19 protein-coding genes are annotated in these 20411 nt (G+C 67.6%); 8 read left to right on the forward strand and 11 right to left on the reverse strand.

Going from position 1 to position 20411, the window contains the following annotated elements; genetic code table 11:
* Window positions 1-12: 12 nt before the first annotated feature.
* The 6 genes from BMZ48_RS09715 to pyk all read right to left on the reverse strand — a co-directional run bounded on the left by BMZ48_RS09715 (window position 13) and on the right by pyk (window position 6472).
* The gene (locus BMZ48_RS09715; protein ID WP_091534430.1) at window positions 13-807 is read right to left on the reverse strand and encodes a CoA-transferase subunit beta; all 795 of its coding nucleotides are present in this window, start codon (window positions 805-807) and stop codon (window positions 13-15) included.
* Window position 808: 1 nt separating this feature from the next.
* Window positions 809-1711 (reverse strand): CoA transferase subunit A, encoded by a 903-nt coding sequence (locus BMZ48_RS09720; RefSeq protein ID WP_200769588.1) that lies wholly within the window; start codon window positions 1709-1711, stop codon window positions 809-811.
* Window positions 1712-2602: a VOC family protein gene (locus tag BMZ48_RS09725; protein WP_091534432.1), complete on the reverse strand. Its 891-nt coding sequence runs from the start codon at window positions 2600-2602 to the stop codon at window positions 1712-1714.
* A 158-nt stretch (window positions 2603-2760) separates the two neighbouring features.
* Window positions 2761-4137 (reverse strand): DUF1329 domain-containing protein, encoded by a 1377-nt coding sequence (locus BMZ48_RS09730; RefSeq protein WP_091534434.1) that lies wholly within the window; start codon window positions 4135-4137, stop codon window positions 2761-2763.
* 125 nt (window positions 4138-4262) lie between these two features.
* Window positions 4263-4970, reverse strand: coding sequence for a glycerophosphodiester phosphodiesterase (locus BMZ48_RS09735; protein ID WP_091534437.1), 708 nt, complete (start codon window positions 4968-4970; stop codon window positions 4263-4265).
* Between the two features lie 74 nt (window positions 4971-5044).
* Complete coding sequence (pyk, locus tag BMZ48_RS09740) at window positions 5045-6472, reverse strand: pyruvate kinase (protein ID WP_091534440.1); 1428 nt, start codon at window positions 6470-6472, stop codon at window positions 5045-5047.
* An 85-nt stretch (window positions 6473-6557) separates the two neighbouring features.
* On the opposite strand from pyk, the gene purT reads away from it, so the two are divergent.
* The 3 genes from purT to BMZ48_RS09755 all read left to right on the forward strand — a co-directional run bounded on the left by purT (window position 6558) and on the right by BMZ48_RS09755 (window position 10631).
* Window positions 6558-7751 (forward strand): formate-dependent phosphoribosylglycinamide formyltransferase, encoded by a 1194-nt coding sequence (gene purT, locus BMZ48_RS09745; protein ID WP_091534442.1) that lies wholly within the window; start codon window positions 6558-6560, stop codon window positions 7749-7751.
* A 164-nt stretch (window positions 7752-7915) separates the two neighbouring features.
* Window positions 7916-9754: a translational GTPase TypA gene (typA, locus tag BMZ48_RS09750; protein WP_091534444.1), complete on the forward strand. Its 1839-nt coding sequence runs from the start codon at window positions 7916-7918 to the stop codon at window positions 9752-9754.
* A 46-nt stretch (window positions 9755-9800) separates the two neighbouring features.
* Window positions 9801-10631 carry a uroporphyrinogen-III synthase gene (locus BMZ48_RS09755; protein ID WP_091534447.1) on the forward strand — a complete coding sequence of 277 codons (831 nt, stop codon included), beginning with the start codon at window positions 9801-9803 and terminating at the stop codon, window positions 10629-10631.
* A 40-nt stretch (window positions 10632-10671) separates the two neighbouring features.
* On the opposite strand, the gene BMZ48_RS09760 is transcribed toward BMZ48_RS09755, so the two are convergent.
* Window positions 10672-11151, reverse strand: a complete 480-nt coding sequence (locus BMZ48_RS09760; RefSeq protein WP_091534519.1) for an Lrp/AsnC family transcriptional regulator — start codon at window positions 11149-11151, stop codon at window positions 10672-10674.
* Window positions 11152-11287: 136 nt separating this feature from the next.
* Here BMZ48_RS09760 and BMZ48_RS09765 point away from each other — a divergent pair, with 136 nt between their 5' ends.
* The 5 genes from BMZ48_RS09765 to BMZ48_RS09785 all read left to right on the forward strand — a co-directional run bounded on the left by BMZ48_RS09765 (window position 11288) and on the right by BMZ48_RS09785 (window position 17189).
* Window positions 11288-12553: a 3-methyl-2-oxobutanoate dehydrogenase (2-methylpropanoyl-transferring) subunit alpha gene (locus BMZ48_RS09765; protein WP_091534449.1), complete on the forward strand. Its 1266-nt coding sequence runs from the start codon at window positions 11288-11290 to the stop codon at window positions 12551-12553.
* A gap of 79 nt (window positions 12554-12632) precedes the next feature.
* Complete coding sequence (locus BMZ48_RS09770) at window positions 12633-13637, forward strand: alpha-ketoacid dehydrogenase subunit beta (RefSeq protein WP_091534523.1); 1005 nt, start codon at window positions 12633-12635, stop codon at window positions 13635-13637.
* Window positions 13638-13641: 4 nt separating this feature from the next.
* Entirely contained in the window at window positions 13642-14922 is a 1281-nt protein-coding gene (locus tag BMZ48_RS09775) for a dihydrolipoamide acetyltransferase family protein (protein WP_091534465.1), read from the forward strand.
* A gap of 3 nt (window positions 14923-14925) precedes the next feature.
* Window positions 14926-16341: a dihydrolipoyl dehydrogenase gene (gene lpdA, locus BMZ48_RS09780; protein ID WP_091534473.1), complete on the forward strand. Its 1416-nt coding sequence runs from the start codon at window positions 14926-14928 to the stop codon at window positions 16339-16341.
* Between the two features lie 71 nt (window positions 16342-16412).
* On the forward strand, window positions 16413-17189 hold the full coding sequence (locus BMZ48_RS09785) for a crotonase/enoyl-CoA hydratase family protein (RefSeq protein ID WP_091534475.1): 777 nt from the start codon (window positions 16413-16415) through the stop codon (window positions 17187-17189).
* Between the two features lie 12 nt (window positions 17190-17201).
* On the opposite strand, the gene BMZ48_RS09790 is transcribed toward BMZ48_RS09785, so the two are convergent.
* The 4 genes from BMZ48_RS09790 to BMZ48_RS09805 all read right to left on the reverse strand — a co-directional run.
* Window positions 17202-18836 carry a sensor domain-containing diguanylate cyclase gene (locus BMZ48_RS09790; RefSeq protein WP_091534477.1) on the reverse strand — a complete coding sequence of 545 codons (1635 nt, stop codon included), beginning with the start codon at window positions 18834-18836 and terminating at the stop codon, window positions 17202-17204.
* Window positions 18833-19285 carry a type 2 periplasmic-binding domain-containing protein gene (locus BMZ48_RS09795; protein WP_143383673.1) on the reverse strand — a complete coding sequence of 151 codons (453 nt, stop codon included), beginning with the start codon at window positions 19283-19285 and terminating at the stop codon, window positions 18833-18835. The genes BMZ48_RS09790 and BMZ48_RS09795 overlap by 4 nt, the downstream gene beginning before the upstream one ends.
* A gap of 7 nt (window positions 19286-19292) precedes the next feature.
* Window positions 19293-19955, reverse strand: a complete 663-nt coding sequence (locus tag BMZ48_RS09800; protein WP_091534481.1) for a hypothetical protein — start codon at window positions 19953-19955, stop codon at window positions 19293-19295.
* A 150-nt stretch (window positions 19956-20105) separates the two neighbouring features.
* Window positions 20106-20411: transposase (locus tag BMZ48_RS09805; RefSeq protein WP_143383674.1), on the reverse strand; the 306-nt coding region annotated here is incomplete at its 5' end.

The raw sequence follows: 20411 nt of genomic DNA on the forward strand, positions 1-20411 counted from the left end.
GACGATGGCGGCTCATGCTCGGCGTCCCGGCGGGTTGCCCTTGATCTGCTGGCTGCGCAGGTTCTGCGGATCCAGCTGGCGGATGATCGCGAGCTGTTCTTCGGTCGGATGCGCGGTCTCGACCAGGTCCGCCGCCTTGACGAGCGCAAATCCAGTCGCCGCCTGCACCGCGTCGAAGCTCACCCCGGGATGCAGGCTGATCACGCGGATGGCATGGTCGGGCCCGCCGAAATCCATCACGCACAAGTCGGTGACGATGCGGTGCAGGCGCATGAAATCCTGCCTGATGCCGGAACCCCAGCGCTCGCGCCGGTAACCGACCGAGCAGACCACATCCACCTCGCCAGAGACGAAGACACGCGGGCTGTGATGGGGCACGAAAAACGAGTTGGTGTGGTTGATGCTGTTGCCCGGAAAGCCACGCAGCCCGAGCAACTGACGCTTGGGCCTGGCGAAGTCACCGACGCAGGAGATGTTGGCCTGCCCCCAGCGATCGATCTGCACCGGACCGACGAGGGCGTGCCGCCGGCCGCTCCAGACGTTGTCGAACACACGCGCATACGGCATCCAGCCGGCATACACGCGGCCCTCATGGTTCTTTGCGCCGAGTGCGACCGGGTTCTCGGTGAGATAGGCCTCGCCGTCGGTGATCATCAGCTGCGGGCTGTGCGTGAGCTTGGCCAGCCCCTGCGCAAGGCGCGGAATCACGCCGATGCCGGTGGCGAGCACCTCGCCGTCGCCACGCCAGACCTCGGCGCAGGCACAGATCAGCAATTCGGCGAGCGTGAAATCGGATGCGGTGGCCATGTCAGAACACCTGGCGCGGCAGCGCGCGGATCGCATCGAGGCCGCCGACGGCGGCCTGGTAGGCCGCCTCGTCGCCATGCAGGAAGGTTCGCGCATACTGCGCAAAGCCATCGTCCGCCTCGGCCAGCGTGCAGTAGCGCGCAAGATGCGCACCATCCCAGCCATACCCGCAGCCGGCGCTGCGGACATCGACGTTGGACGTCGGATGGGCGCCGCCCGGCGCATGCACGACGCCGGTGATGCGATTGCGCTCGACGAGATGGAAGCGGGCGTCGATCTCATCGCCGGCGATGCGCTCGACGAGTTGCTCGCAGCTCACGTAGCAGCGTTCGGCGGCGCGCGCGAACAGCTCGTCGAAAAACGGATCGGGCGCATAGACGCGCACGTTGCCGATGGCATCCGCGCAATGCACGTGCAGCAGCGCGACATCGAGTTTGAGCGCCGGCATCGCCAGCAAGACCTCGCCATCCTCGTACGGCGAGGTCACGGTGCGCAGCCCCGGATACGCCTTGCCGATCTGGTCGGTGGCCAGGCCCACGCGCGTCGGCAAAAACGGCAGGCGCATGGCCGCGGCGCGCAGACCCCAGTGCAGCAGCCCCTCGTCGAGCTCGATCGCCTCGACGGCGCCGGATTCGCGCGCCTTGCGGAAGAACGGCTCCAGCGGAATGAAATCGAGCGAGACAAAGGCGTAGATCAGCTTTCTGACCTTGCCTGCGGCGCACAGCAGACCGACGTCGGGGCCGCCGTAGGCCACGACGGTCAGATCCCGAAGATCCGAGCGCAGGATCTCGCGCACGATCGCCATCGGCTTGCGTCGCGGCCCCCAGCCGCCGATGCCCAGCGTCATGCCATCGCGCAGCGTTGCGACGACCTCGGATGCGGTCATCCGTTTGTCGAAACTCATTTACCGGAACCCCACCGAGAAATCATGCCCCCAGACCGACACCCGTTGGGTTTCGGTGGCCTTCCAGGTCTGCGGATCGACGCTGATGCCGCCCCAGCCGTACTCGAGCGCGAAGTTGCCCGGCGTCATCATGTAGAACGAGGTCATGCGGTCGTTCTCGTGCTCGCCGAGCGTGGCCATCAGCTTGATGCCGTGCTTCTCGCGGCGCTCCAGCGCAAGCCCGACGTCGGTCATCGACAGCACCTCGACCATCACGTGCACGCACCCGCTCGGCGCCGGCATCTCGGCGAATGCGAGGCTGTGATGGCGGCCGCTCGATGCGTGCAGGAAATGGATGCGGATCACCGGCGCATCGGGCGCGGGGCGGAAGTTGAACACGTCGGACAGACCGAAGCCGAGCACCTCGCGGAACAGCTTGACGGTGGCGTCAAAAGCACCGACGGCCGGCAGCACGGTATGCCCCATACCCTGGGCACCGGTCTTGAAGCCGCCGACACCGATCGGCGAGACGAAAGGCACACTGCCGCCGGTATAGCCGTGCACGAGCTCATGGCGGTTGCCGGAGGGATCGGTGAACACGGCCATGCGCTGCACGCAGCGCAGCGCGCGCTCGGCATCGCTGCCCTCGTGCACCGCGATGCCAGCCTGGCGCAGCGCAGCGACCGCCTCGGTAAACGCCTGTGCGCTCGTCGTCTCCCACCCGGAGGCAACATAGCGATCGGCCGCACCCGGCACGATGAGCATGCGGTGCACCCGCTCGTCGAGCTTGACGTAGAGCGCGCCGCCGTTCGCCGATGTCGTGGCCGCACCGAGCACCTGCTCGGCGTAGTGCCGCCACTGCGCGACGTCGGTGCTTTCCGCGACGATGTAGGCCAAGGCTTGGATTTTCATGGTCGATGCGGCTCCTGCCGGGCCGGTACTGGTCATGCCGGCATTATCGAAACGCGCCGGCGCGCAAGCTTCATCCGTTGGGGTGAGCAGACGGCCGCACCGTGCCCTGGCGGTTCGTCTGTTTGCAGGAGCCGCACGTTAAGAGCCGGGCGACGCGTCTAGCGCAGCGGGCGCGCCGCCGCCTCCGGCGCGAACATCGCCGGATTCATCGGTGTGTTGAACCGCCACCCATTCTCCGCGCCGCGCTCGTTGACGAGATTGATCGCCTCGTAGGCGCGGGCATCGAGATCGTGGAAGATCTGCACGCCGCGGTGGAACGCCGCCGCCTCCTGCGCATAGAAGGACAGACTCACCGGGATGCGCCAGAGACTGCCGCGCGCATCGTAATGATCGGCCGTGAGCACCTGCCAGCTATCCTCATCGATGTACAGCCGGCGCCTGGCGTAGATGTGCCGCATGCCCGGCTTGAGCGTGGCCTCGACGATCCAGACCCGGTGCAGCTCATAGCGCAGCAGCTCCGGATTGAGCGTGTACGGCGTCAGCAGCTCGCGGTAAGTGAGCGCCGGATCGTTGATGCGGAAATTGTGATAGGGGACGTAGAGCGCTTTTTTGCCGACCAGCGTCCACTGGTAGCGCTCGGGCGAACCGTTGAAGCCGCCGTCCTCGTCGGATGTATGCATGCCGGTCGGCGGCACCGGGTAGTCGAAGCCGACTTCTGGCGCCTGGCGCACACGCCGGGTGCCGGGCTGGTATTCCCAGGCGTGTGTCGAGCCTTCGGTGAAGTTGTTGGCCTGAAATCCGACCGATACGCGCCCACGATCGCGCTCCGGCAGCAGCATCGCCGCATAGAAATACGTGCCGATACGCTCCGACAGCGATGGCCGCTGCGGTCCGGGCTTGTGCATCGGGCTCATCGTCATCAGCCGGTAGCGGCCCCAGGCGATCTGGCCGCCGGGATAAACGGTGGCGACATCGAACTCGGCCTTTTCGGTCCAGGCGCGGTAGGCCGTCTGCACCGAGCGGATCGCCTCGAGCCCGTCGCGCGGAAACGGGAACGCCGGCGCGCCGCCCACGGCCCCACGCACGCTCAGACCCTCATCGCCGAGCGTGGCGTGCTGGGCGTTGTGGCGGGCCGCGGCGCAGACCCAGTCCGGCACGCCGAAATCGCGGTGGCTTGGATAGATGCGCATGCGAAAGTGATCCGGATAGGCCTTGAACAGGGCTTTCTGACCCTCGGTCAGCCTGTCGGCATGCTGCGCCATGTTCTGCGCGGTGATCGTCAGCACCGGCTTTTCATCGGCATAAGGACCGGGGGTATAGCCGTGTGCCTGCTGCAGGCCGGGCCAGTGCCCGACCCATCGTCCGGTGTAGGTGGCGACGCCGTCCGCAGTGCCGGCACGCTCGGCGCCCAGACAGGTCCGCTCCGGATCCTCGGGCGCGGCTGGCTGAGCGGCGGACGGCGGCGCCATCGCCGCATGCGCAAGACACCATCCCACGGCCGCCCACCGCACGGCCCGTACATGACCGATCGGCATTCGCTCCTCCTCGCGCTCCGGGCATGCGCATGGTCATCCCGGTGTCGCCGATCGTAGCGGCCTGCCGTCCGAAGACCTGATCCTTTCGGACGGGGACGGCCGCCCTGCACGCGGACGGATCCGCGTCAGCCCAGCGCGAGCGCCCGTTCCGGATAATCGGTGAACACGCCATCGACGCCGAGCGCGCGCAGCTGCTGCAACTCCTCCGGCGCGTTGACGGTATAGACGTTGAGCTGCAGGCCGCGCGCATGCGCATCCGCGATCAGGCGCGGATCGACGAATTCCGCGGAAATGTTCAGCGCCACCGCACCCAGCTCGGTGGCAATGCCGGCCCAGTCCAGCGGCACGCCGCAGTAGAGCACCCCGAGGGGTACTTCCGGCAACAGTTGCTTGAATTCCCACAGCTCCGGCAGATGGAAGGACGAGACCAGGAAGCGCTCGGCCGGCCAGCCATCGGCGATGTAGTCGCGCAGCACGGCCGCCACCGCCGCGGCGCAGCCGTTCCAGGACTTCAGCTCGATGTTGACTCCGACGCGCTGTTCGATCAGGTCGAGCGCTTCCGGCAGGGTCGGGATGATCTCCCCGCCGCCGGCGTCGAGCCGGCGCAGGGCCGCGGCCGTGTGCGCGGTCAGCAAACCCTTGCCATTGGTCGTGCGGTCGAGCGTCAGGTCGTGCATCAGCCAGAGCTCACCGTCGTGATGCTGGACATCGATCTCGACGTAGTGCGCGCCCAGGCGGATCGCGGTGTCGATCGACAGCAGCGTGTTCTCCGGTGCGTGACCGCAGGCACCGCGGTGGCCGATGACGGTGAAACCACAGGTATTCGCAGGCATGGTGACGGCTCCGTGTGCGCCAGCAGGCTCCCGGACAAGCCTACTCCGCTGCGCGGCGGCTGCGGCCCATCCGGTCAATGCTCGCCGACCCTGACGATCTTCATCGTATTGGTGCCACCCGAGCCGGTGCCATCCCCCTTGGTCAGCAGCACGCGGTCGCCGTCTTGCAGCACACCGCGCTGCTTGAGCCTCTCGATGGCCTCATGCACCTGGTTTTCCAGATGATCGACCGTGAACGCCACCGGCGTGACCCCGCGGCACAGCGCCATGCGCCGGCGTGTTCTCTCATGCCGTGTCAGCGCATAAATCGGGATCTGCGTCTCGGTCCGCGAGATCATCAGCGCGGTTGCGCCCGACTCGGTGAGCGCGACGATCGCACGTGCATGCATCTGTCGCGCGGTCCACGTGGTCGCCATCGCGATCGCCTCGTCGGTGCGCTGGAAGTGGGTCTCGATGCGCCGGATATCGCGCCGCGGCAGGTGGTGCATGCTCGATTCGGCGCCGATGCAGACACGCGCCATCGCCTGCACGACCTTGATCGGATACTTGCCGGTGGCGGTCTCGGCGGAGAGCATCACGGCGTCGGTGCCATCCATGACGGCGTTGGCGACGTCGAGCACTTCCGCACGCGTCGGGATCGGATTGGCGATCATCGATTCCATCATCTGCGTCGCGGTGATCGCCATTTTGTTCTGCTCGCGCGCCTCGGCGATGATGCGCTTCTGCCAGCCCGGCAGCTCGGCGTCGCCGATCTCCACCCCCAGATCGCCGCGTGCGACCATGACCGCGTCGCTGGCGGCGACCAGCTCGCGCAGCACGGACAGCGCCTCGGCACGCTCGATCTTGGCGACCAGCGCGGCACCGCTGCCGGCCTCGCGCGCGAGCCGGCGCGCCTGTTCCATGTCACCGGGCGAGCGCGGAAAAGACACGGCGATGAAATCCACATCGAGCGCGGCCGCGGTGCGGATATCGGCGCGGTCTTTGTCGGTCAGCGCCGCGGCCGACAGCCCGCCACCCTGCTTGTTGATGCCCTTGCGGTTGGACAGCACGCCGCCGGTGAGCACGGTGCAGATCACGCGCGTATCCTCGACCGCCTCGACGCGCATCGCGATCGCGCCATCGTTGAGCAACAGGGTGTCGCCGGGCTTGACGTCCTTGGGCAGGTCGGCGTACGCGCAGCCGACGACGGAAGCGTCGCCGGCATTGGCGCCGAGCGCGGTGTCGAGCGTGAAACGCTGGCCTTCCTGCAGTTCGACCGCCCCATGTGCAAACGACTCGATGCGGATCTTCGGCCCCTGCAGATCGGCGAGGATGCCGACGTCCACACCCAGTTCCCGGGCGATCTCGCGCACCATGCGCGCACGCCGGGCATGGTCATCGGCGCTGCCGTGGGAAAAATTCAAGCGCACGACATCGACTCCGGCAGCGATCATCTTGCGCAGGATGTGGGGGTCGTCCGTGGCGGGGCCGAGGGTGGCGACAATCTTGGTGCGGCGCTGCATGGGATCTTCCTTCACTACAATTAGTGTATGCCCACGGCCATGGCGCTTGATGGCGTGGATTCCCCCAATCAGACGGATACGCGCGATGACGATGCTCGGAACCCCGCTCAGCGACGGCGCGACACGCATGCTGCTGCTTGGCAGTGGCGAGCTCGGCAAGGAAGTCGTCATCGAGGCGCAGCGGCTTGGTGTCGAATGCATCGCGGTGGACCGCTACGCGCACGCCCCGGCAATGCAGGTCGCGCACCGCAGCCATGTGATCCCGATGCTCGACGGCGCTGCGCTGCGGCGCGTCGTCGAAGAGGAGCGACCGCATTTCATCGTCCCGGAGATCGAGGCGATCCATACGCCGACACTGCTCGATCTCGAACGCGAGGGCTACACCGTCATCCCGACCGCGCGCGCCGCCTATCTGACCATGGACCGGGAAGGCATCCGCCGGCTCGCTGCGGAAGAGCTCGGCCTGCCGACATCCCCCTACCGTTTCGCCGCCACTTACGACGAATATCGCGCGGCGGTCGCCGCGCTCGGTCTGCCCTGCGTGGTCAAGCCGGTGATGTCGTCCTCGGGCAAGGGTCAGTCGACGGTAAAAACCGAAGCGGACATACAAAAGGCCTGGGATTACGCGCAAGCCGGCGGGCGTGCCGGCGCCGGGCGCGTGATCGTCGAGGGCTTCATCGACTTCGACTACGAGATCACGCTGCTGACGGTGCGCCATGCCACACCCGGCGGTGCGATCTCGACACGTTTCTGCGCACCGATCGGCCATCTGCAGATCGACGGCGACTACCGCGAGTCCTGGCAACCGCATCCGATGCCCCCGGTCACGCTCGAAGCGGCACAGGCGATCGCGCGCCGCATCACCGATGCCCTCGGCGGGCGCGGGATCTTCGGCGTCGAGCTGTTCGTGAAGGGCGACACGGTGATCTTCTCGGAGGTCTCGCCGCGCCCGCACGACACCGGATTGGTCACGCTGATTTCGCAGGATCTGTCGGAGTTCGCATTGCACGTGCGCGCGATCCTCGGGCTGCCGATCCCGGCGATCCGCCAGCACGGCCCGGCGGCGTCCTGCGCGCTGCTGTGCGCCGGCGACCGCAAGGCACCGCGCTACGCCGGCCTCGAAACCGCGCTCGCCGAACCCGATACGGCGCTGCGCCTGTTCGGCAAACCGGAGATCGTCGGCAAGCGGCGCATGGGCGTGGCGCTCGCCCTCGCCGAGTCGATCGACGCGGCGCGCGCCAAGGCACAACGGGCCGCCGCGGCGATCGCCGTCCGCTGACCTGGCGTCTTTGCCGCGCCAGCTGGCGCGGCCGTGGGCCTGCGTCGCCACTGCCGCTCGCGTACAATCCCCGCCCTTTTCGCGCACCGCGTGCACACCGCCCCATCCGCTGGACGACGATCTTGCGGACGGGCAAACCCGCTCCGCTTTTTCCGCGTCACCCCATGAGCCTGCACAACCTCCGCAACATCGCGATCATCGCGCACGTCGACCACGGCAAGACCACGCTGGTCGACAAGCTGCTGCGCCAGTCGCAGACACTGGATGCGCGCGAACAGCTCGGCGAACGCATCCTCGATTCCAACGATCTCGAGCGCGAGCGCGGCATCACCATCCTGGCCAAGAACACGGCGATCCGCTGGACCGATGCGCGCACCGGCACCGAGTACCGCATCAACATCGTCGATACGCCAGGGCACGCCGACTTCGGCGGCGAGGTCGAACGCGTGCTGTCGATGGTGGATTCGGTGCTGCTGCTGGTCGATTCGGTCGATGGCCCGATGCCGCAGACCCGTTTCGTCACGCAGAAAGCCTTCAACATGGGCCTCAAGCCGATCGTCGTGCTCAACAAGATCGACCGCCCCGGCGCGCGGCCCGACTGGGTCGTGGACCAGGTGTTCGAGCTGTTCGACCGCCTCGGTGCGACCGACGAGCAGCTCGATTTTCCGTTCATCTACGCCTCCGGCCTCAACGGCTACGCCGGCCATTCGGCCGACGTGCGCGAAGGCGACATGACACCGCTGTTCCAGACCATCGTCGACAAGGTGCCACCACCGCAGGTGGACGTGGACGGACCCTTCCAGATGCAGATCACCTCGCTCGCGTATTCCAGTTACGTCGGCGTGATCGGCACCGGCCGCATCCGGCGCGGCCGCATCAGGACCAATACGCCGGTTGCGGTCGTCGGCCGCGATGGTCGCGTGCGCCAGGGCCGCGTGCTGCAGGTGCTCGGCTTCATGGGTCTGGACAAGATCGAGATACCGGAGGCGCAGGCCGGCGACATCGTCGCGATCACCGGCATCGAGGAGCTCGGCATCTCCGAGACGGTCTGCGATCCGCGGGCGCCGGAGGGCCTGCCGTCGCTGCAGGTCGATGAGCCGACGATGAGCATGATCTTTGAGGTCAACAAGTCGCCGTTCGCCGGCCGCGAGGGCAAGTTCGTCACCAGCCGCCAGATCGGCGAGCGCCTGCAGCGCGAACTCAAGACCAACGTCGCGCTGCGCGTGGAGCCGGGTGAATCGCCGGATCAGTTCCGGGTGTTTGGCCGCGGCCTGTTGCACCTCGGCATCCTGCTCGAGAACATGCGCCGCGAGGGTTACGAGGTCGCGGTCGCGCGGCCGCAGGTGATTCTCAAGCAGATCGACGGCCAGCTCTGCGAGCCGTACGAAATGGTGGTCGCCGACGTCGAGGAAATCCACCAGGGCAGCGTGATCCAGGGGCTCGCCGAACGCGGCGGCCAGATGAAGAACATGGTCGCCGACGGCCGTGGCCGCGTGCGGCTGGAATACCTCGTGCCGTCGCGCGGGCTGATCGGTTTTCAGACCCAGTTCATGACGATGACGAGCGGCACGGGGTTGCTGTTCCACACCTTCGACCATTTTGGCCCGAAGGTCGAGGACACCGGCATCGGCCAGCGTCACAACGGGGTGATGATCTCCAACGATCAGGGCAAGGTGCCCGCCTACGCGCTGTTCAACCTGCAGGAACGCGGGCGCATGATCGTATCGCCGGGGGACGAGGTCTACGAAGGCCAGATCGTCGGCATCCACTCGCGCGACAACGATCTGGTCGTCAACGTGCTGCGCGAGAAAAAACTCACCAATATCCGCGCCGCCGGTTCCGACGAGAACATCCTGCTCACCCCGCCGGTGAAGTTCTCGCTGGAGCAGGCGCTGGAATTCATCAATGACGACGAACTCGTCGAACTGACACCGCAGTCGATCCGCCTGCGCAAGAAATTCCTCAAAGAACACGAGCGCAAGCGCGCCGAACGCGCGGAGTAGGCAGTCGGACTTGTGCCGCCGGGGCATCCTGCGCAAAGCTGCGCGCATGGACGAACCGAATCTGCACGGCCGACGCATCGCCGTCCCCGAGACGCGCGAGCTCGACGTCTTCGCTGCGATGCTCGAACGCCGCGGCGCGCAGGTGCTGCGCTGCCCGCTGGTCGCAATCCGCGACGCGCCCGACCCGGCACCCGTGCTGGAGTGGATCCGCGCGTTCAACGCCGGGCGCTGCACCGATCTGGTCTTGCTCACCGGCGAGGGTTTGCGCCGGCTGCTGTCCTGCATCGAGCGCCACGACCCGGCCTTGCGCGCGCCCTTCGTCGCACGTCTGGGCACCGTGCGCATCATCGCGCGCGGTCCCAAACCGGGCCGGGCGCTGCGTGAACTGGGCCTCAAGCCCACGCTCACCGCCGCCGAGCCCACGACGGCCGGCGTCATCGCCACGCTGCGCACGCTCGACCTGCGCAACCGCTGCGTCGGCGTGCAGCTCTACGGCAGCGAGCCCAATCACGCCTTGCAGGATGCGCTGCGCGCCGCTGGCGCGGAAGTGCTACCGGTGGCGCCCTATGTCTATGCCGACGCAGCCGACACTGCGCGCGTCGTCGCCCTGATCGACGAACTCGCGCGCGGCACGGTCGATGCGATCGCGTTCACGAGCATGGCCCAGGTCGATCGCCTGTTCCGTGTCGCCGCGGAGACGGCGCGCAGCCAGACCCTCGCAGACGGGCTTGCGCGAACCCGTGTCGCCGCCGTCGGCCCGGTGGTCGCCGATGCGCTCGCGGCGCGCGGCATCGCCATCGCCGCGATGCCGGCGCACGATTACTTCATGAAGCCGCTGATGCGCGCGCTCGGCGACGCATTGGACGCACCCGCCTGACCCGCACAGATAAAGAGAACCTGCCCGCGGGAGGTCTCTTTCAATCGCGCAACGGCCGCAGCGGCAGACGCGTCGTATAGACGGTCTGGCTCATGGAAATCGACGAGCTGATCTCCTGCACACCGTCGATCTTCGACAGTTTCTGCCAGAAGAACTGCTCGTAATCCTCCACGCTCTCGACCATGATCTTGAGCAGGAAATCGACGTCGCCCATCAGCGTGTGGCACTCGATGACCTGCGGGAACAACTGCACCGCCTCGATGAAGCGCGGCAGTACGTCACGACCGTGCCGCGCCATCTTGACGTGCGCGATCACCATCACGCCGAGACCGACCTTGCGGTGGTCGAGCACCGCGACGCGGCCGCGGATGACACCGGCGTCGAGCAGCTTCTGGATCCGGCGCCAGACCACGGTCTTGGAGGAGGCGACACGCTCGGCGATGTCGGCGATCGGCAGTGTGGCGTCGCGCTGCAGCAGATCGAGGATGCGCACGTCGAGCGCATCGAGCGGATAGCGCATGTGTTTCTCCATGACGTGGCTGACTGGAACATTATTCCACTTGCTGGCGGTTTGGGTGGAAATCAGGGACGAACGTCCCGGTGCGGGCGCCTAGAATGGTTCCATATCGCAATCACGGACTGCGAGGAGAAGGACCGTGGCACAGCACTCATCGTCCGCGCCATCCGCGGCGCCTGCGGCACGAACACCGCTGCGGCTGCACATTCCCGAACCGCCGGCGCGCCCCGGCGACAAACCCGACTTCAGCTACGTGCGCGTACCGCCGGCGGGGTCGCTGCCGCGGCCGCCGATCGACGCCCCGGAACGGGCACTGCGCGAATACGCCGAGGGCTTGATCCGCGTCCTCGACGACGATGGCCGCGCGGTCGGCGAGTGGGATCCCAAGCTCGACGCCGAGACGCTGCGCCAGGGACTGCGCGCGATGATGCTGACGCGCACCTTTGACGACCGCATGCTGCGCGTGCAGCGCCAGGGCAAGACCTCGTTCTACATCAAGTCCACCGGCGAGGAAGCGGTGGCGGTGGCGCAGGCCTATGCGCTCGATCCCGACGACATGCTGTTCCCGAGCTACCGCCAGCAGGGCCTGTTGATCGCGCGCGGGCACTCGCTCGTGGACATGATGTGCCAGATCTTCAACAACACGCGCGACCGCCTCAAAGGCCGTCAGTTGCCGATCATGTATTCGGTGCGCGAGAAAAACTTTTTCTCGATCTCCGGCAATCTCGGCACGCAGTACCCGCAGGCGGTCGGCTGGGCGATGGCCTCGGCGATGAAAGGCGACACGCGCATCGCCGCGAGCTGGGTCGGCGAGGGGACGACGGCGGAGCCGGACTTTCACCATGCCTTGACCTTCGCCAGCGTCTATCAGGCCCCGGTGATCCTCAACGTCGTCAACAACCAGTACGCGATCTCCTCGTTCCAGGCGATCGCCGGTGGTGAGCGCGCGACGTTCGCCGCGCGCGCGATCGGCTATGGCATCCCCGGCCTGCGCGTCGATGGCAACGACTTCCTTGCCGTCTACGCGGTGACGCGCTGGGCCGCCGCGCGGGCGCGCGCCAACCTCGGACCGACGCTGATCGAGCTGTTTACCTACCGCGCCGCCGCCCACTCCACCAGCGACGATCCCTCCGCCTACCGCCCGCTCGACGAGAGCCAGTACTGGCCGCTGGGCGATCCGATCGAGCGGCTCAAGCAACACCTGATCCTGCGCGGGGAATGGAGCGAGGCGCAGCAGCAGGCGCTGGCCAAGGCGCTGGACGAGCAGGTGCGCGCCGATCTCAAGGAGGCGGAGAGCTACGGCACGCTGGGGACCCCGCCGGCGAGCCCGAAGACCATGTTCGAGGACGTGTTCAAGCACATGCCGCCGCATCTGATCAAGCAGCGGCAGGAAATGGGGTACTGACCATGATGCCGCCGTCCATCGGAGCGCGTACGCACCGCACCCGTTGCTCCGTCACCGTGGGGAGCCTGTCATGAGCACCATGAACATGATCCAGGCGATCAATTCCGCGCTCGACGTGATGCTCGGCCGCGACGACAACGTCGTCGTCTTCGGCGAGGACGTCGGCTATTTCGGCGGCGTGTTTCGCGCCACCGCGGGGTTGCAGAAGAAGTATGGCAAGACCCGCGTGTTCGACACACCGATCGCCGAGGGCGGCATCCTCGGCACCGCCATCGGCATGGGCGTCTATGGCCTGCGTCCGGTCGCGGAAATCCAGTTCGCCGACTACATCTACCCGGCCTTCGACCAGCTCGTATCGGAAGCCGCCCGTCTGCGCTACCGCTCGGGCGGCGAATTCTGGGCGCCGATCACGGTGCGCGCGCCCTGCGGCGGCGGCATCTTCGGCGGGCAAACCCACTCGCAGAGCCCGGAAGGGGTGTTCACCCATGTCTGCGGCCTGAAGACCGTGATTCCCTCCAACCCCTACGACGCCAAGGGGCTTTTGATCGCCGCGATCGAAGACGACGATCCGGTGATCTTCTTCGAACCCAAGCGGATTTATAACGGCCCCTTCGACGGCCATCACGACCGTCCGCTGCAGCCGTGGTCGAAATTCCCGCAGAGCGAGGTCCCCGACGGGTATTACCGGATCGAACTGGGCAAGGCCGCGGTCGCGCGGCCGGGCAGCGCGGTGACGGTGCTCGCCTACGGCACGATGGTGCACGTCTGCCTGGCGGCCGTCGAGGAAACCGGGATCGACGGCGAGGTCATCGACCTGCGCACGCTGGTGCCGATCGATCTGGACACCATCGTCGAGTCGGTGAAGAAGACCGGCCGCTGTGTGATCGTGCACGAGGCCACGCGCACGAGCGGCTTCGGCGCCGAGTTGTCGGCGCTGGTGCAGGAAAACTGCTTCTACCACCTCGAAGCGCCGATCGAGCGCGTCACCGGCTGGGACACGCCCTATCCGCACGCCTTCGAGTGGCAGTATTTCCCCGGACCTGCGCGCGTCGGCCGCGCGCTGAAGAAGGTCATGGAGGGCTAGACACATGGGCAAATACGTCTTCAGGCTGCCCGACATCGGCGAGGGCATCGCCGAATCCGAGATCGCCACCTGGCGCGTGCAGGTCGGCGACCGGGTGAGCGAGGATCAGCCGCTGGCCGACATGCTCACCGACAAGGCCGCGGTGGAGATTTCCTCGCCGGTCGCCGGCACCGTGCTCGAGCTGCGCGGCGCGCCCGGTGACAAGATCCCGGTCGGTGCGCCGCTGGTGGTGCTGGAAGTCGAGGGCGCCGGCAACGCCCGCGAGGAAGCGGCATCCGCGCCGCCCCCGCCAGTGCCCGCATCACCGCCTGTACCGGCTGCCTCCACGCCACCGCCCACACCGCCATCCATGCCGGCGGCGCCGACGCCACGGACGGATCCCCCTGCAGCGACGATGCGCCCTCCGGGCGTCAAACCCGTTGCTGCGCCGGCGGTACGTGCGCGGGCGCGCGAGCTCGGCATCGAACTGCAGTACGTACCCGGCAGCGGTCCGGCCGGACGCATCACCCATGCCGATCTCGATGCCTATCTGCGCCAGCGCGCCGAGGGCTCCATGCCGGCGGCGCCGGCACGCCCGGCAGCGCGCACCGCCGTCGAGGAAGTCAGAATCATCGGCCTGCGCCGCAAGATCGCCGAGGCGATGCAGCGCGCCAAGCAGCGCATCCCGCATTTTGCTTACGTCGAGGAGGTCGACGTCACCGAGCTGGAAGCGCTGCGCGCCCACCTCAACCAGACCCGCGATCCGGCGCAACCCAAACTGACATTGCTGCCCTTTTTGCTGCGCGCACTGGTGCGCGTGCTGCCGCGCTTTCCCCAGATCAACGCCACCTATGACGACGAAGCCGGGGTTCTGCGCCGCTACGCCGCCGTACATTGCGGCATCGCCACGCAGACCGCGCAGGGCCTGGTCGTGCCGGTGCTGCGCCACGCCGAGACGCTGGACGTCTGGCAGATGGCTGCGCAGATCAAACAGCTTGCAGACGCCGCGCGCGCCGGCAAGGCCACGCGCGAACAGCTCTCCGGTTCGACGATCACGATCAGCAGCCTCGGCGCGCTCGGCGGCATCGTTTCGACACCGGTGATCAACGCACCGGAAGTGGCGATCGTCGGCGTCAACAAAATCGTCGAGCGCGCGGTGTTCCGGGGCGCCACGGTCGTCCCACGGCAGATGATGAACCTGTCCTCGTCGTTCGATCACCGCATCGTCGATGGTCATGACGCCGCCTCGTTCATCCAGGCGGTCAAGCAGCACCTGGAACATCCGGCGACGCTGTTCATGGAGTAAGCCTTGAGCGAGATGATCGATACCCGGGTTTTGGTCGTCGGCGGCGGTCCCGGCGGCTATGTGTGCGCGATCCGTGCCGGGCAGCTCGGGCTGGACACCACGCTGGTCGAGTCCGGCCGGCTCGGCGGCACCTGCTTGACCCGCGGCTGCATTCCATCCAAAGCCCTGATCCAGGCCGCGAGCCGGTTCGACGCGCTGACCCGTCACGTCGGCGACGGCCACATGGGCATCTCGCTTGCCGCTGCTCCCCGCTTCGATCTTGCGCAGGCCGTGCGCTGGAAAGACGGCATCGTCGAGCGGTTGAGCCACGGCGTCGCCGGACTGTTGAAGAAAGCCAAGGTGCGCGTCGTGTACGGGCATGCGTGCTTTAGCGATGCCAAGACCTGCACGGTGACGCGCAGCGACGCGCCGCCGCTACGCATCCGGGCCGAGCACGTGGTGCTCGCGACCGGCTCGGTGGCCGCGCCGCTGCCGCACCTGCCCTATGGCCCCGATGTGCTGTCGTCGACGGAAGCGCTGGCGCTGACCGAGCTGCCGCGGCGGCTCGTCGTCGTCGGTGCCGGCTACATCGGTCTGGAGCTGGGCATCGCCTTCGCCAAACTCGGCGTCGAGGTGAGCTTCGTCGAGGCCCAGGCGCGCATCCTGCCGGGCTATGACGCCGCACTGGTGCGCCCGGTCGAGCAGTGGCTCAGAACGCACGGCATCGCCGTGCATGTGAACACCAGGGCGCTGGGCATCGAGCGCCGTGCCGACGGTCTGCATCTGTCGGTGCAGACCGGAGCGGATCCCGCGCGCACCATCGCCTGCGACAAGGTGCTGGTCGCCGTCGGCCGCCGCCCGTGCACCCAGGGCTGGGGCCTGGAGCAGATGGCCATCGACATGAACGGCCCCTTCGTCAAAATCGATGCGCGCTGCCACACCTCGATGCGCAACGTCTGGGCGATCGGCGATCTGGTCGGCGAACCGATGCTCGCGCACAAGGCCTCGGCGCAGGGGGAAATGGTCGCCGAAGCGATCGCCGGTCACCGCCGCGCCTTCGATCCGGTGGCGATTCCGGCGGTGTGCTTCACCGAGCCGGAGATCGTCGCCGTCGGCCTCACGCCCGAGCAAGCGAAGGCACAGGGCATCGCCGTCGTCACCGGGCAATTCCCGTTGGCCGCCAATGGCCGCGCGCTGACCATGGACGCCGGCGCCGACGGCGGATTCGTGCGCGTGACCGCGCGCGCCGACAACCACCTCGTGCTCGGGATCCATGCCGTCGGTGCACACGCATCGGAACTGTCGGGCGAATTCGCACATGCCCTGGAAATGGGTGCCGTACTCGAAGATCTGGCGCACACGATCCACGTGCATCCCACCCTCGGCGAGACCGTGCCAGAAGCCGCACTCGCTGCGCTGGGTCGCGCGATCCACATCTGAACCGCCGGCGCGCCAGCCCACCCGGGCGCCGGTCGTGCCAGACTCGCGCGGTCGATCCGAGGAGATGCCGTATGCAATCCACCACCATCCGCATCGAGCGGCGCGAGCCGCTGCTCGTCGTCACCATCGACCGGCCCGAGGTCCGCAATGCCGTGGATGGACCGACCGCGCACGCGCTGGCCGAGGCCTTCCGCGCCTTCGATGCCGATGATGCGCTCAAGGTCGCGATCCTCACCGGCAGCGGTGGACACTTCTGCGCCGGCGCCGACTTGAAAGCAGTGGCCGATGATCCGGCGCGGGCCAACCGCATCGCCGCGGACGGCGACGCCCCGATGGGGCCGTCGCGTCTGCAGCTCGGCAAGCCGGTGATCGCCGCCGTATCCGGTTATGCGGTGGCTGGCGGGCTCGAGCTCGCCTGCTGGTGCGACCTGCGCGTCGCCGATGAAACCGCGGTGTTCGGCGTGTTCTGCCGCCGGTTCGGCGTGCCGCTGATCGACGGCGGCACGGTGCGTCTGCCGCGCCTGATCGGCACCAGCCGCGCGCTCGACCTGATTCTCACCGGCCGTCCGGTCGATGCACGGGAAGCCGAGCGCATCGGCCTGGTCAATCGTGTCGTCCCCGCAGGTCAGGCGCTGACGCAAGCCGAAACACTCGCGCGCCAGATCGCCGCGTTTCCACAAACCTGCCTGCGCAACGATCGGCGCAGCGTCCATGCGCAATGGGGTTTGTCCGAGGACGCGGCGCTCGCCAACGAGTTCCGCCTGGGTCTTGCCACCCTGCACTCGGGCGAAACCGCGGACGGAGCCGGCCGGTTTGCGCGCGGCGCCGGCCGGCACGGCCAGTTCTGACCGCCCCGCCGGCTACCCGGCTCCGCTCGCCGGAGATCCGGCGCAAGCTTCGGTGCCCCCCGGCATCGGCGCGATCCCCACGCGTCCGCGTCCGGCCTGCTTGGCCGCGTACATGGCCGCATCGGCGCGCGCCAGTACCGCTGCGGCCGATGCATCGGCCGGTGCGGCCATCGCCACACCGACACTCGCACCGATCTGCACCTGCACGCCGTCGCCGAGCGCGATCGGCCGCTGGATCTCATCGACGATGCTGCGGGCGATGCGCTCGGCCTTGGCGAGACCATCGATGCCCACCAGCGCGACGACGAATTCATCACCGCCGAGACGGGCGACCAGATCGGTACGGCGCACCGCGCGTTCGAGGACGCCGGCGACATGACGCAAAACGGCGTCGCCGGCGGCATGACCGTGGGTGTCGTTCGCCTGCTTGAAATGGTCGAGATCGATCAGCAGGAGCGCCACCGCGAGCCCTGGCTCTCGCTTGCGCCGCTCGAACACGCTGGCGAGTCCGGCTTCGAGACCGCGCCGGTTGAGCACCCCGGTGAGCGTATCGCGCACGGCCAACTGCCGTGCAGCGAGCTCGGCGTGTTTGCGCTCGGTGATGTCGTCGACCACGCCTTGCAGCATCGTCTCGTCCACCGGCGTCAGCGAGAGCTCGACCCATCGCGTCGATCCATCCGAGCCGGACAGCTCCAGATCCGCCTCGCGGACCGCGCCGGTTGCGAGACTGTCGTCGATCAGCGCACGCAGCTGTTCGGCATGCTGGGGCAGCAGCGCCTGCAACTGCGGCGGTTCGGGCGGCGGCCCGAGCGTATGCACGAATGCGGGATTCCACGAGCGCAACAGACCGCTGCGCTCGATCTCGAAAATACCGGTGTGGACTTTTTCGAAGATCAGCGCGAGACGGCGCTCGTTGGCCTCGCGTTCCAGGCGCAGCCGGCGCTCGGTGTCGATCAACGCGGTGAGCCTGGCGATCAGCGCATTGACGTCGCTGACCAGCCGCCCGAGTTCATCTTTCTCGTTGCGGCGCGGCACGCGCAGGCGCATGCCGGTGCGCAGTTCCAGTCGGTGCAGCTCGTCGGAAATGCTCTTGATCGGCCGCGTAATCAGGTTGTAAACGACCCAGGCCACCGCCAGCGCCATCAACGCGACCTCCAGACCGATCACGAAAACGACGTAGCGGATGTAGTTCAGCGCGAGTTCGTGCAGCGTCGAGCGCGAAGCGTACAGCACGATCTCGCCGACCTGTTCGCGCGTATCGAACGGGGAATACACCGGATGCGTGATGGCGAGCGAGGCGTCGCGGTGGTCCGCCAGCGCACCGGAGCGCGTCTGCTCGGACAGCGTCACGCCATCGGCGACGATGCGTGCGCCGGCGACAATGTCATTGCTCATCAAGCCCGCGACGATTTCGCGCGCGAGCACCTCGTCCTTGACGAAGCAGGCCACGCTGACCGTTTTCTCGACGGTGGACAGCAGCGCGTCGAGCCGCTGGGTCAGGCGCGCCTTTTCGCTGCCGTAGAGCAGCCACGTGGCCAGCCCGGTGAACAGGGCACCGAGCAGCACCGCCAACGTGATGATCGCAAGCGTCGTGCGGCCGACGATGCTGCGCGGCAGCCACCGGCGCGTCCATGCGGCGATGGTCATGGCCCGGCTCCCAGATCGAGCACGACTTTGACGCTGCCATCGACGGCGGAACGGTCCACGTAGGCGATCGCGGCCGGATTGCTGGCGACCAGCCGTACCGCGGCCCGGTCATCCGGCACTTTCAGCGGCGGTGACGTCTGTCCGGAGAACACCAGCCGTGCCCAGTAGGCATCGATCTCGGCCAGATCCTTGCGCACGATCCGGCGGTAGAACGCCTCACGCTCCGGGCTGCGGTCGCCGATGTCGATCGGGAATGCGGCCAGACCGGATGGCAGCCTGCGGTAACGGCCCATGAAGATGTTGACGGCATCGGCCGGGGTGAGCGCGTCCACGCCGCTGCTCGGATGGACGATCACGACGAGCTGCGGCGCCCGGCGCGGTTCGGCCGCCCGTGCCGTGAGCAGCGCCATGGCGGCGACCGCACACAATCCGGTGAGCAGCGTGCGCATGGCCATCTCAGAACACGAAATCGAGAGCCAGACCGAACAGCGTCAGCGCGTCCTCGCCGCGCTGCGGACGCTGACCCTCGTACACCAGCGTGGTGCCGTCCATCCAGACGCGATCCACCTGGACCTTGAGCGCGAGCTTGGGGCGAATGTCGTACCGCACTCCCAGCGCCAGGCTGCTCTGGTTGTTGTCGGTCAGTGCCTGCACGGCCGCGGCACCGGCGTTGAGCGCGGCGTATTCGGGGGTATCCGGCAGCCCGGTCGGCGCGATGCCCGCGCGGTTGTCGACGAACGACCCGCGCAGGTACGGCGTGAGGACGCCGGTGTCGTAGCCGGCCACGATCAAGCCGGTGTTGATGTTCAGGCCGACCGTGCTGTCGCTCTCGGTACGCCCGAAAAACAGGCGCACCTGGAACGGCCCCTCGTCATAGGCGGCCCCGCTGGCGAGAAACAGGGTCTTGCGTTCGCGGCGCGCGAAGCGCTCGGCGAGCGCCGCGGCCTGCGGCTCGCCGGTCGCACGCAGCCCCGACACCAATGCCGCGAGGTCCGGCACCTCGTCGGCCAGGAAGACGCCGACCCCCAGGCGCAAGACCCATGCTCCATACAGATAATCGAAGTGCCCGCCCCAGGCCTTGCTGCCGCCGAAGTTGTTGATCGAGCCATCGGCGCGCACGAGCTTGCCGGATGCGTTCCCGCCGTAGAGCTTGAATGTGAGCAGGCCGACGCCCAGTGGGTGGGTGAGCGCAACCTCGGCGCCGTCGATCGCATCGACCGGCAGGAACCCGAATAGGCTCCATGTCGTTTCGTGTGGAAAGCAACACTGTCACTGGGGCATCGCCGGCGCGAACGGACTGGCCGGCAGGTGCTTGAGCTTGGACATGCGCAGGTAGGCGATGGCGATGAAGTTCTGGCTCGTCCTGAAGCCGCGCGCGGCGCGCTTGGCCTGCTGCAGCAGCCCGTTCATCGCCTCGACGAAGGCGTTGCTGCGGTGATCGACCATGCCGCGCACCACCGCGTCGAACCGCTCCTTGAGCGTGGCGGCCAGCTTCTTGAACGGCTCGAGCCGACAGCGCCGCGCCCAGCTCAGCCAGGCCCCGAGATCGGAAGCGGCCTGTTCGATGCTGTTGTG

Origin of the sequence: Fontimonas thermophila, assembly GCF_900113085.1 — a bacterium.
GTDB lineage: Bacteria > Pseudomonadota > Gammaproteobacteria > Nevskiales > Nevskiaceae > Solimonas > Solimonas thermophila.